12 protein-coding genes are annotated in these 11981 nt (G+C 67.6%); 4 read left to right on the top strand and 8 right to left on the bottom strand.

The features are described from left to right. Positions 1-26 precede the first annotated feature (26 nt). A complete protein-coding gene (locus tag C1706_RS03100) occupies positions 27-1145 on the top strand; it encodes an adenosine deaminase (RefSeq protein WP_129457765.1) in 1119 nt (372 codons plus the stop codon). After that, the gene (locus C1706_RS03095) at positions 1108-1689 is read left to right on the top strand and encodes a mycothiol transferase (RefSeq protein WP_129457763.1); all 582 of its coding nucleotides are present in this window, start codon (positions 1108-1110) and stop codon (positions 1687-1689) included. The genes C1706_RS03100 and C1706_RS03095 overlap by 38 nt, the downstream gene beginning before the upstream one ends. Positions 1690-1698: 9 nt before the next feature. Here C1706_RS03095 and C1706_RS03090 read toward each other — a convergent pair whose 3' ends face one another. Both C1706_RS03090 and C1706_RS03085 read right to left on the bottom strand, forming a co-directional pair. Continuing rightward, positions 1699-2280, bottom strand: coding sequence for a DNA-3-methyladenine glycosylase (locus C1706_RS03090; protein ID WP_241653400.1), 582 nt, complete (start codon positions 2278-2280; stop codon positions 1699-1701). Further along, positions 2277-4079, bottom strand: coding sequence for a DUF2207 domain-containing protein (locus tag C1706_RS03085; RefSeq protein ID WP_129457762.1), 1803 nt, complete (start codon positions 4077-4079; stop codon positions 2277-2279). Before C1706_RS03085 ends, C1706_RS03090 begins: the two co-directional genes overlap by 4 nt. Before the next feature lie 116 nt (positions 4080-4195). On the opposite strand from C1706_RS03085, the gene C1706_RS03080 reads away from it, so the two are divergent. Next, positions 4196-4870: an NADPH-dependent F420 reductase gene (locus C1706_RS03080; RefSeq protein ID WP_284690546.1), complete on the top strand. Its 675-nt coding sequence runs from the start codon at positions 4196-4198 to the stop codon at positions 4868-4870. A 48-nt stretch (positions 4871-4918) separates the two neighbouring features. On the opposite strand, the gene C1706_RS03075 is transcribed toward C1706_RS03080, so the two are convergent. From C1706_RS03075 to C1706_RS03055, 5 genes are all read right to left on the bottom strand, one after another. Next, positions 4919-5626 carry an ABC transporter ATP-binding protein gene (locus tag C1706_RS03075; protein ID WP_129457758.1) on the bottom strand — a complete coding sequence of 236 codons (708 nt, stop codon included), beginning with the start codon at positions 5624-5626 and terminating at the stop codon, positions 4919-4921. Further along, positions 5619-6560 carry an ABC transporter ATP-binding protein gene (locus C1706_RS03070; RefSeq protein WP_206660945.1) on the bottom strand — a complete coding sequence of 314 codons (942 nt, stop codon included), beginning with the start codon at positions 6558-6560 and terminating at the stop codon, positions 5619-5621. The genes C1706_RS03075 and C1706_RS03070 overlap by 8 nt, the downstream gene beginning before the upstream one ends. Then, the gene (locus tag C1706_RS03065) at positions 6557-8293 is read right to left on the bottom strand and encodes a branched-chain amino acid ABC transporter permease (RefSeq protein ID WP_129457756.1); all 1737 of its coding nucleotides are present in this window, start codon (positions 8291-8293) and stop codon (positions 6557-6559) included. Before C1706_RS03065 ends, C1706_RS03070 begins: the two co-directional genes overlap by 4 nt. Next, positions 8290-9249: a branched-chain amino acid ABC transporter permease gene (locus C1706_RS03060; protein WP_129457754.1), complete on the bottom strand. Its 960-nt coding sequence runs from the start codon at positions 9247-9249 to the stop codon at positions 8290-8292. Before C1706_RS03060 ends, C1706_RS03065 begins: the two co-directional genes overlap by 4 nt. A gap of 63 nt (positions 9250-9312) precedes the next feature. Continuing rightward, the gene (locus C1706_RS03055; RefSeq protein ID WP_129457753.1) at positions 9313-10530 is read right to left on the bottom strand and encodes a branched-chain amino acid ABC transporter substrate-binding protein; all 1218 of its coding nucleotides are present in this window, start codon (positions 10528-10530) and stop codon (positions 9313-9315) included. 189 nt (positions 10531-10719) lie between these two features. Between C1706_RS03055 and C1706_RS03050 the strand changes: the two genes are divergently transcribed. Further along, positions 10720-11451, top strand: coding sequence for a PIG-L deacetylase family protein (locus tag C1706_RS03050; protein WP_129457751.1), 732 nt, complete (start codon positions 10720-10722; stop codon positions 11449-11451). A gap of 8 nt (positions 11452-11459) precedes the next feature. Here C1706_RS03050 and C1706_RS03045 read toward each other — a convergent pair whose 3' ends face one another. After that, entirely contained in the window at positions 11460-11951 is a 492-nt protein-coding gene (locus tag C1706_RS03045; RefSeq protein ID WP_129457749.1) for an NUDIX hydrolase, read from the bottom strand. Positions 11952-11981: the final 30 nt, after the last annotated feature.

The raw sequence follows: 11981 nt of genomic DNA, 5'->3' as shown, positions 1-11981 counted from the left end.
GTTGTGTGGCCCCCTAGCATCGCTGCATGGACGACGCGGGCGCGAAGCATACCCCTGTAACGAGCGCGCGTCCCACCCACGAGACCCCCCGCGACCTCGCCACGTTGCCCAAGGCTCACCTGCACCTGCATTTCACCGGCTCGCTGAGCGTCCCGAATCTGGTGGAACTGGCAGCCGCACGCGAAATCGAACTCCCCGACCAGTTAATCGACGCGGTCGCCCTGGAGGTTCCCGCCGACAAGCGGGGCTGGTTCCGCTTTCAGCGCTTCTACGACGTCGCCCGAGCAGCCGTCAAAGGGGAGGACGCCCTGCGGACCGTCGTGGCCCGCGCGGCCGCCGACGACGCCGCCGAGGGGTCACGGCGGCTGGAGATTCAGGTCGATCCGACGTCCTATGCCTCCTCGGTCGGGGGTTTGCAGCCCGCCCTGGAGATCATCCTCGACGAGGCGAAGCGCACGTCGGTGGCGTCTGGGGTCCAGGTCGGCGTCATCGTCGCGTCCTCACGGATCCGGCATCCGTTCGACGCCCGGACGCTGGCCCGGCTCGCCGCCCGCTATGTCGGACAGGGTCCGGGGCAGGTGTGCGGATTCGGCTTGAGCAACAACGAGTGGGAGGGCGACACAAGCGAGTGGGACGGTGCCTTCCGCATCGCGCGGCGGGCCGGGCTGCCCGGGGTTCCCCACGCGGGTGAACTGCGCGGGCCCGAGCATGTCGCGCAGGTTGTGGAGGCCCTGCAGCCGACGCGGCTGGGGCATGGGGTGCGGACCGTGGAGGATCCTCGGCTCCTGGATCAGGTGGTCGCCGCGGGCATCGCCTTCGAGTTGTGCCCCGCCTCCAACGTGCAGTTGGGCGTCTACCACTCCCCCAGCGACGTCCCCTTGCGTCGTCTGCTCGCTGCGGGCGCCCAGGTGGCTTTGGGTGCCGATGATCCGTTGTTGTTCCTGTCGCGGCTCACCGCCCAGTACGAGACGGCCCGGACCGCGCACGGCCTCAGCGACGCCGAACTGGCCGCCTTGGCCCGCTCCTCGATCACGGCAAGTTTCGCTGCGGACGCCGACAAGGCTCGATGGCTGGACGAGGTGGATGCCTGGCTCTTAGGGTCGGCGCATGGAACAGCCGGTGTGGGAGCCACCCCTGGACGGTGACGAGGCCCAGCACGTGTTTGGTGCCCTGGATCGGCTGCGGTACACGTTTCGCTGGAAAGCCGACGGGCTGGACGCCGACGCTCTCGCGTTCCGGCTCCCCAGTTCCGCGTTGAGCCTGGGCGGATTGCTCAAACACCTCGCCGCCTGCGAGGCGTTCAAGTCCGCGTGGGATCTCGACGGTATGCCGCCTGACGCTCCTTTCGATCAGCCGGGCCACGCTCACCAGTGGGCCCTGGACAGCGCAGCAGACGACTCCCCCGCAGCGCTGTATGCGCTGTATGACGGGTGCGTCGTGCGCGCACGCGAGCGATGCGCAGCGGCGTATGGCGCGGCGGGTCTGGGCCGCGAGACAGCGATGGGGTCCCGGTGGGGCGCCCGGGTCAGCATGCGACGCCTGATGATGGATCTTGTCGAGGAGTATGGCCGGCACACCGGGCACGCTGACGTGTTGCGCGAAGCGATCGACGGACGCGCAGGGGAGGACCCTCCTCAGGACTGGCCCGGGCCGCCTGCCTGGCAGGCATGGCCGCTCACCTTGCGGTGAGCGCGTCCCTCACGATCGGGCGTTGGGGTGTGCTTTGAACGCTGAAACCCCCCGCGATCCCGCCGCCGTGAAACGCCACGGCCGCTCGTAGGCTCGCGACACGTTGACGCGAGGCCCCGCTTCCACCTGCGCGGGCACGTGGCCGGGCAGCAACCGGATGCGTCCCTGGGTGAGGAGGGGTGAGCCGTCGTCGGCGCGCGTGATCCCCAGCGTGCGAGTGAGGTTCCCGGGGCCGCGGGCAAGGCGGGCATCCGGGACGCCTGGGCGCCGAGTCCGCGCCTCTTCGAAACCTGTGAGGACCTCGCCACCGCGGATCAGCACCCCGTGGGGCGTCCCGGCGGGACCGCAGACGACGTTGCAGCAGTAGTGGCCGTGCATGTGGTACACGTACAGGTGCCCTGCGGGGCCGAACATGGTGGCGTTACGGGCCGAGGGCCCTCGCCAGGCGTGCGAGGCGGGATCGTCAGGGCCTTCGTAGGCTTCCACCTCGACAATACGGAGGGCGACATCTCCCACCTGAAGGACGCATCCGATGAGTGCGGGGCCAACCAGATGGGCCGGGCGAAGCAGATCGGGTACGGGAACGGTCACCAGCCGCCGCCACCGCCGCCACCGAAGCCGCCACCGCCGCTGAACCCAGACCCGCCCGAACTGCCGCTCGTGGACGCGCTGGCTGCGACCGAAGTCATCAACGAGGAACTCAGCGAGGCGTTCAGGGAGTGCATGGCCGAGGAGAACTGCCACGTGTTGAAGGTGCCGTAGCCCACATACCAGTCGGTCGGCGTGTAGCGGCCTTGCGCAGCCAACTGTTCAAACAGCTTGGCCCAGCGGTCGGCAACCCCAAACACAACGGCGTAGGGCAGGTAGCGGGAGAAGACGTCGATGCCTTCCTCGAAGCGGATCTGATCGGCTTCGGCGGTGGTGAGGTACTGCTTGAACCCTTCGGCCTGAACCAGCACCGCCGACCCGTCCGCCGAGCGCCCCCGCCCACCGAAGAGGAAGACCAGGGCCAGCAGGCCCACCAGCGCGAGCGCCAACGCGGGCAGCCCCCACCCGATCGTCACGGCCAGCACGAAGGTCAACGCGGCACCACCCAGCAGCAGAACCAGCCCGATCACGCCCTGCCGCACGCGCATGGCGGTCAGGTTCCCGCGGAACCAGCCGCGCCGGGTCACGACCAGGTCGAGTTCGTGGCGTCCTTGGGTGAGGAGTTCGGCATAGCTAGGTTGCTTCAACTCGTCGGTCGTCACGCTGTTGCCGCGCTGGAAGAGCGTGGCCATCACGAACTGCTCGGCGCTGTTGAGGTCGGCGTTGTTGCTGTGGCGTTGGGCGAAACGCCAGTCACCGTCCCCTTCTTGGATGATCTGCATGTGCCCGCGGGCCGCGAGATCGAGGATCGTCGCCGTCACGTCGGTGCTGTCGGCGCGGCCGTCCTGCAGTACCCCGACCTCACCGGGAGTGACACCCTTCGGCGGCGTGAACGCCACCGCGACGGGCAGTGAGCCATCGATCAGCTTGGTGGGCGCAGCCGACCCGGGGGGCGGGGTGAGGCCAGGCGTCAGCCCGACATAGACCTCATTGCGACGACGGCGCAGCCAGGATCCGACCACGAAGACGAGGCCGGCAAGCGTGACGACGCCCGTCGTCCCGAGGGTTGCCGGGTTAGCTGTGAAGGTGTTGGCCGGGGTGAAGCGGCGGGAATACGTCGGTTCGGCACCGACGAAGGTGCCCGCCGGGTAGCCGGCCATGATCTGCATGCCCTCACCAGGCGCCAGGTCGGGGGCCGCGTACGTGATGGTGTTCCCCTCAGCCGTAGCCGTGCACGGCGTGGAGTAGGAGCGCCCCGAGAAGCAGGCCACCTGGGTCGTGGGAATAGGGCCTGTCAGCGAGGCGGTCACGCCCGCGATCGGCACTTCCCACGCCGTTCCGACGGGGTTGAAGTTGAACTCGTCGAGCCCGCTGCTGGCGTGATCGGGAGCGATGAGCCCACGGATGGTGTAGTTCACCACGTAGCGCTGCACACCCCTGACCTTGCGGCCCTCATCCCCGATCCTGATCGCGAGCACGTCCCCGTTGCTTTCGGTGTGCACCGTGGCCGGGGCCCCGCTCGGGCTGGTGACCTGACCCAGGGTGATGTCCAGGTTCCGCCACCGGTTCGGGTCGGCGTCCACCTGGCGCTGCACGAGGGCCAACTGGGGCCCATGCCCGGGGTCGTTACCGAAGTCGAAATCGAAATCGACGCGGACCTGCGCCGTTCCCGATGTGTCCACCGTCACGGCGGTGTCGTAGCGAGTGATTTTCCAGTCGTTGGCCGCTCGCGCCGGGAGCGCACCCAGCACCAGAGCAACCAAGGTGAGCAGTGCGGTGAGCACGCTCCAGCGGCGGATCATCGGGTCTCCTCAAGTGTCGGATGCACCCCACACGCTACTCACCCCAACCAGCTCTGCCTCCCGGGGCGCCCCCGAACCATCCCCCATAGCCAGGCCGGACAACGGCCAGGAGACGGTTGGACGCCAGGTACGGTGAAGGCGTTATGACAAAACGGCTGGGGATCATCGGCGCTGGCAAGGTCGGCACCACCGTGGGCCGCCTCGCGCTGGCTGCCGGGTGGCAGGTCCGCATCGCGGCGTCGGGACGCCAACCGCTCCAGGGCCTCATCGTGGAGACGATGCTGCCGGGCGCCACGCTGCTGCCCGAAGCCGAGGTCGTCGCCGACTCGGACATCATCGTGCTCGCGGTCCCGCTCTCCAAAGTGCATCAACTCGACCTGGGCGCCTTGTCGGGCAAGGTCGTCGTCGACGCCATGAACCACTGGTACCCCGTCGACGGTGCGCTGGACGGGCTCAAGCCCGGCGACGCCAGCACTGCGTGGGTGGCAGGCCTCAATCCGCAGATGCGCCTGGTGAAGTCGCTGAACCACCTCGGTTACCACGACATGGAAACGGATGCGCGCCCCGAAGGGCACCCCGAGCGGCGCGGCGTTGCAGTCGCCTCCGACGACGCGGGCGCGAACGCCCTCGTCGCAGGGCTTTTGAATGATCTGGGCTTCGACCCGGTAGAGCTTCCGGCGTCGGCCGGGGTGCACCTCCAAGGCGACAGCCCGATCTTTGGCCGGTGGGTCGACGCCCCGGGGCTGCGTTCGGCCATCGCCGCCTGCGCCGACCGCCCATCCGAGCCCTGAGCAGTGGAGGGCGGGCCCGCCCCGTCCCCCCACTTCCCTGAGGTGTGGCTAGTCGACGCCGAGATAGGTGCGTCGGACGCGGTCGTCCTCCAGTAGGGCGGCCCCGGTGTCGGACAAGGTGATGGCACCGACCTCCAGCACGTAGCCGCGATCCGAGAGGGCGAGGGCAGCCTGGGCGTTCTGCTCCACCAACAAGATGGTGGTGCCGGACGCCTTCAACTCCGCAATCGTGTTCATGATGGTCGTCGTCATGATCGGGGACAGGCCCATCGACGGCTCATCGAGCATCAACAATCGAGGTCGGCTCATCATGGCCCGGGCGATGGCCAGCATCTGTTGCTCGCCACCCGAGAACAGGCCCGCCGCCTGACCACGACGCTCCCCCAGGACGGGGAACAGGGCGTAGGCGCGATCCAAGTCCTCACGAATCCCGGCCGCGTCCCTGCGGGTGTACGCGCCCAGCAGCAGGTTGTCCTCCACGCTCATGCGCGGGAACAGGCGGCGCCCCTCCGGGGAGTGGGCGATGCCGAGGGTGACGATCTGGTGCGCGGGCACCGTGTCGATCCGTTTCCCTTCGAACAGCACCTCCCCCGAGGTGGGACGCAGCAGCCCAGAGATGGTGCGCAGCGTCGTCGTCTTACCTGCACCGTTAGTGCCCAACAGCGAGACGATCTGCCCTTGCTCGACGGTGAAGCTGATGCCCTTCACTGCTTGCACGCGGCCGTAGGAGACCGCGAGATCCTTCACCTCAAGCATCCTTGCGTCCTCCTGGCTTGGTGCGATGCCCGATGATCGGGTTGATCGCGTTCGGGGGGAACTCCAGCACGGGCTTCGACGGGGCGAGCGTGCTGACGTCGGGGCGCGGCGCCTCCTCCTGTTCGCCCGGCATGTCGACTGGCGACCCGATGTAGGCCTCGATGACCCGTGGATCGTTTTGGACGACCTCGGGAACGTCATCGATCAGAACTTCACCGCGCACCAGACAGGCCACTCGATCACACAGGCTGAAGATGAAGCGCATGTCGTGCTCGATGACGAGGACCGCCATCCCGAGCCCCCGGATCCGGGTGATGAGCTCTTCGGCCTCCCGGGTCTCTTGCGGATTCATGCCCGCGGTCGGCTCGTCCAACAGCAGCAGCTTCGGTTCGAGCGCGAGCGCACGAGCGATTTCCAGCCGCCGCTGATCCCCATAGGGCATGTTGCGGCTGAGTGATTCGGCAGCGTCCCCCAAGCCCACGAAATCGAGCCATTGCTGGGCGACCTCGCGCGTCTCGGCTTCTTCTCGTCGGTGACGCGGCAGCCGCAGGATCGCCTCGATGGCGTTGGTCTTCGTCCTGGCATACCGGCCCACCATGACGTTCTCCAGGGCCGTCATGTTGTGGAAGAGCCGGATGTTCTGGAAGGTTCGCGCCACCCCGGCGACCGCAACCTTGCGCGGTTGCGGAGGCAGGACCGCCCCGGCGAACAGCACCTGACCCGCAGTGGGCTGGTACATGCCGGTGAGGCAGTTGAAGAACGTCGTCTTCCCGGCGCCATTGGGGCCGATGAGTCCGACGATCTCCCCCGGATGGATATCGAGGTCGACCTTGTTGACGGCGGTCAGGCCGCCAAACTGCATCGTCACCTGACGGGCCGACAGCAATGGCTCCTCGACGAGGATCTCGTCGGTGATCTGCACCTGCGTCGTCATGCTCGGTCCTCCTTCGTTGCCGAGAGCGCTGCACCGGCGGTGGCCAGGTCTGGTAGCGCCTGGGCGTCGGCTTCCTCGGCGAGTTCGTCGTCCTCAGCGTGGAATTCCAACTGCCGCCGTTGGTCGGGCAAGAGCCCCTCGGGCCGGAACCGCATCATGACGATGAGCAGCAGACCGAACAGCAGAAGGCGGTAGTCCTCGAAGAAGCGCAGCTTTTCGGGCAGGAGCTTCAGGATCGCCGCACCAACCAGGACGCCGCCGACGGTGCCCATGCCGCCCAGCACGATGCCCGCCACCAGGAACGCCGACTCCATGAAGACGTATTGGTCGGGGGTGACCGAGACGTCCACGTGGGCCTTCACCGATCCGGCGACACCGGCCAGGAATGCGCCACCGGCGAAGGCCAACAACTTGAGGCCGAACACGTTGACGCCCATGGCTTCGGCGGCGCGCTCGTCTTCGCGGATCGCGACCCACCCTCGCCCGATGCGGGATTTGTTGAGGTTGACGAAAACCACGATGATCAGCGCCAACACCAGCAACAACAGCCAGTAATAGTTGGCGAACCGCCCAATGTCGAAGCCCGCGATGACGTGGGATTCCCCAAAGTTGAACCCGAACACGTCCAGGTTCGGGATGGCCGGGATGCCGTTGGATCCGCGCGTGATGTTGGGGCCGTCACTGCCGTCGAGGTTGTTCATCGTGATCCGGAAGATCTCACCGAACGCCAGCGTCACGATGGCCAGGTAGTCACCCGACACGCGCAGGGTCGGCGAACCGATGAGCAGGCCCAGCAGCGCCGAAACGCAGCCTGCGATTAGCATCACGATGGGGAACGGTGGATGCCAGCCCAGCGTCGCGAACGCGGACTCACTCAGCGTTGCTGCCGTGAAGGCGCCGGCCCCCAGGAAGGCGATGTAGCCCAGATCCAGCAGGCCCGCCAACCCGACGACGATGTTGAGCCCCATCGCTGTTGCGGCGAAGATCAGCACCCCCGCAGCGATCGACATGTTGGCGTCGGAGCCGTTTTGGGTGAACGGGAACACGAACGCGACAACGAAGGACGCCAGCACCAAGGCGGAGCGGTTCGCGGCGGCTGCGGCACTGATCCAGCCCATGATGCCCACACGTGCCAGCACCCAAGCCGCCAAGCCGCAGAAGGTGCCGAACGCCACGAAGGCCCCCGGATCTTCCAGGCCCAGGCCGTAGGCCGCGGCCACCAGCACCAAGGCGAGGACCACCACGATCCCGAGGATCTGTGCCCAGGCCGGCGTGGGGAGGTAGCGCAGCCGGGCGTCCGACCCGGCGTGCAGGGCCCGCGTGGCCAGCGCCGCTACCGCCGCACCCACCACCCCGAGCCAGGCGCCGGGTTCCAGGGTGATCAGACCCCCCAGTTCCAGCGCCACCGCGATCGCAGCGATGGCCTGGTAGACCAGGGACGCGGTGGCTGCTGCCGTGGCTCCCCGGTTGAGGTTGAGCAGGCGCCGGGTCCGCGGGCTGGCCTTCGCTGCGAGGATCGGGGAGGCCACCAGGCACGCGGCGGTGACGAACCCCAGCGCGAAGCCCAACCACTGCAGGATCGACGGCTCCCCGTAGTAGGTGACGTTGTCCAGGGCCGCGGGCAGGTAGGCCCACGGGAGGAAAGCGGCCACCATGACGAGGACGGCTCCGCCCAGGCCGACCCAGCGAGCCGGACCGGCCCAACGGGACAAGAACTCATGAAGCGTGCTCATGCGCGGTCCACCACCTTTGCACCCAGCAGGCCTTGGGGACGGAACACCAACACCAGGATCAAGATGGCGAAGGCCCACACGTCCTTCCATGCCGAACTACCGAACTGGCCGGGGATATAAGTGGTGGCCATGGCCTCCACGATCCCGAGCACCAGGCCGCCGACGACGGCACCGTTGATGTTCCCGATGCCACCCAGGACGGCCGCAGTGAACGCCTTCATGCCTGCCATGAACCCCATCTGGAAGTCGATGTTGTTGTAGCGCAGGCCGTGAGCCACGCCCGCGACGGCCGCCAAGGCGGCGCCCACGGCGAACGCGGTCGCGATGGCCTTGTCCACGTTGATGCCCATCAGCCGTGCCGTGTCGGCGTCCTGGCTGGTGGCCTGCATCGCGCGCCCCATGCGGGTCTTGTTGACGAACCACCACAGCAGGGCCGCGCAGATCAACAGCGCACCGAGGGTGAAGATCGCCGAGTGCTGGATGGTCACCCCGCCGACCTGGATCGAGCGCCCGGTCAGTCCCTCGATGACCGGGAAGGGGATGGCCCGTCGGCTGTCGGGGAAGCCCGGGATCTGGCCGTAGAAGAGACGCACCGCCTCCTGCAGGCCGATCGAGAGGCCGATCGCCGAGATCAGCGGCGCCAGCCGGGGCGCGTTACGCAGCGGGCGGTAGGCGAAGCGCTCCATGAGCAGTGCCGTCCCCACCGACACCAGGACGCCGCCCAGGATCATGGCGGGCAGCACCAAACCGAGCGCCACCCCGATCGACAGGTTGGTGGGTGAGCCCATGAGCATCCACGTGGTGTAGGAGCCGAAGGCGCCCATCATGAAGACCTCGCCGTGGGCGAAGTTGATGAGTTGCACGATGCCGTACACCACGGTGTAGCCGACGGCGATCAGTGCGTACAGGGCCCCCAGGCTGAGGCCGTTGATCAGTTGCTGGATGAGTAGATCCATGAAGTGTCCCCGTTCACGGGTGAGGGGCTGACCCCCGGCCAGCCCCTCACCTGTTCCTCGTGCCTACTGGAAGTCTTCGGTCTTGGCTGCCTTCCAGGCGCCGCCTTCCACCTTGTAGACCGTCAGGATGCGGGACGTGTTGTCCCCGAACTCGTTGAACGCGACCTGGCCGGACGCCCCGGCGAACTTCACCTTGTTGAGCGCTTCAACCGTGGCCGAGCGTGCGGCGCTGGCCGAGGAGGCCGACGGCAGGCTGACCTTGAGGGCCTCGATGATCGCGTTGGCCGCGTCGTAGGAGTAGGTGCCGTAGGCGCTGTAACCCTCCTTGTAGCCCGCAGCTGCGTAGGCCGAAACGAACGCCTTGGCCGAATCGAGCGACTCGGCGGGGGCACCCACGGAGGTGGCCAGGTCGCCGTTGGAGGTCGAACCCGCCAACTCGATGAAGGCCGGATCGAAGATGCCGTCACCACCCATCAGCGGGATCGCGAGCCCAGCGGCCTTCATCTGCTGCGAGAGCGGACCTGCCTGCGGGTACTCACCGCCGTAGTAGACCGCTGCGGGGCCGGCTGCCTTCACCTTGGAGACGACCGCCGAGAAGTCCTTGTCGTCGGGGTTGATGGTCTCCTCACTCACCACGGTGCCGCCGCCTTCGGCGAACGCCTTGGCGAACGCCGTGGCGAGGCCCTGGCCGTAAGCCTTCTTGTCGTTGATGGTCGCCACCTTCTTGATGCCCTCGCTGAGGAGGTACTTCGCGGCGAAGGGGCCCTGGACGTCGTCGGTGGTGCACGTACGGAAGTAGGTGCTGTAGGCCCGGGCGGGCTTGCTGAGGTCGGCACCCTTGGTCAGGGTCGGGTTCGTGTTGGCCGGGGAAACCAACGGGATCCCTGCGGACTGGAAGATCGGCTGGATCGCCTGGCCGACCGACGAGTTGAGGGGACCAACGACGCCGATGACGTCCTTGTCGCCGGTGAGCTTCGTCGCCGCGTTCTTGCCTGCGTCAGGGCTGGCCTGATCGTCCTCGGCGGCGAACTGGAGTTCCCAGCCCGGGATGGCGTTGCTGGCGTTGGCCTGCTTGACGGCCAGATCCACCGAGTTCCGCATGCCCGCACCCATCGCGGACAGCCCTCCTGACAGCGGTGCGATCAGCCCGATCTTGGCGACCTTCTTGCCCCCGCCGCCACCGGACGCCGTCGGTTCGGCATTGCGCTGGCCACACCCTGTCAGGGCGAGGGATGCGATGAGCAGCCCAGACAGGCCGGCCGCGGCGAGACGTCGATTCACAAGTCCTCCTGAAATGAGACCGAGCGGGGACAGACCCGCATCGGGATGGCGAAACAGTAGGAGGCGCCTGACCACTTTGGGAACACCTGGAACAGGACTGATTCAGCGTTTTTATCCGGCTGTTACATAGCTGCAAAGGGTCAGCCTCACCCATTCCGGAGCCATCCCACCCCGATCTAGGATGGGCATATGCCCCCGTCAACGACACTTGAAACGTTTCCTGAGGACGGCATCGCCCGAGTGCTGGCCGTCGTCGCGCACCCCGACGACATGGAGTACGGCCTCTCCGGTGTGGTGCACCACTGGACGTCGCGTGGCATCGAGGTCGCCTACCTGCTCCTGACGCATGGCGAGGCAGGGATGCAGCGCGATCCGGCCCTCGTCGGCCCGCTGCGCGCCGCCGAGCAGCGGGCTGCCTGCGACGCCGTGGGGGTGGATCGTCTCACCTTGTTGAACCATCCCGACGGACGCCTCATGCCGACGCTGGACCTGCGCCGCGACATCGCCCGCGAGATCCGCGCGTTTCGCCCCGACGCCGTCGTGACGATGACGTGGGATGCCGTCGTTCCGTGGGGTCTGAACCAGGCCGATCACCGGGCGGCGGGGCTCTCCGCCTTGGACGCATGTCGTGACGCCGACAACGCCTGGGTGTTCCCCGATCTCGCCGAAGCGGGGCTCTCACCGTGGGGCGCGCAGTGGCTTTTGGTGGGCGGGACCGACGCTCCGATCCACGGCGTCGCCTTGAGTGAGGGCGATGTGGACGCCGCGGTGGCGTCTCTGTCCGCACACCAGGCCTATCTCGCCGACCTGGGCGATCACTATCCCTCCCCCGATGACCTTCTGCGCCCGACGTTTCGAGCTCACGGCGAGGGACTCGGCGTCCCGGACGCCTACGCGTTCACGGCGTACCGGCTGCGCTGACGCGCCCCTCACGGGGCCGGGATGGGACCCATCCCGCACTCGGGGGCATCTGCCAGCAGGACGCGCATGGCCGCGTCGTGCTGCTCGCTCATGGGCGGGAACTCGTCTTCGCCGAAGAACGCGGCCTCGGTGTTCTCCCCGTCCGCCGGGCGGGGCTCCCCCGCGATCCACCGGGCGCGGAAGGTGTTGTTGATGTATTGGGTTTGGTCGCCGTTGGAGTAGGTGACGACGTCAGTGATGTCCTGCCACACCAGGCGCTCGATCTCCGCTTGGACGCCGGCCTCCTCCGCCACCTCTCGCGCGCCCGCCTCGAACGGGTGTTCACCAGGGTCGATGATGCCGGTGACCGGGGACCAGCGCCCCGACTCGGCGTTGCGGACCAGTAGCCATTCGGTCCCCTGGGCGCCCTCGCGGTGAACGCCGACGGTGACCCCGGAGAGCCACAGCATCCGGGTGCCGATGCGGGAACGCAGGTCGAGGATGAAGTCGGGTGTTGCCATGGCGTCCACTGTAGGCAGGCAGACGTTGAG

Origin of the sequence: Propioniciclava flava (assembly GCF_004126535.1) — a bacterium.
Classification (GTDB): Bacteria; Actinomycetota; Actinomycetes; order Propionibacteriales; family Propionibacteriaceae; genus Propioniciclava; species Propioniciclava flava.
The sequence above is the reverse complement of the archived record's forward strand: the minus strand, read 5'-3'. Positions and strand labels throughout refer to the sequence as shown.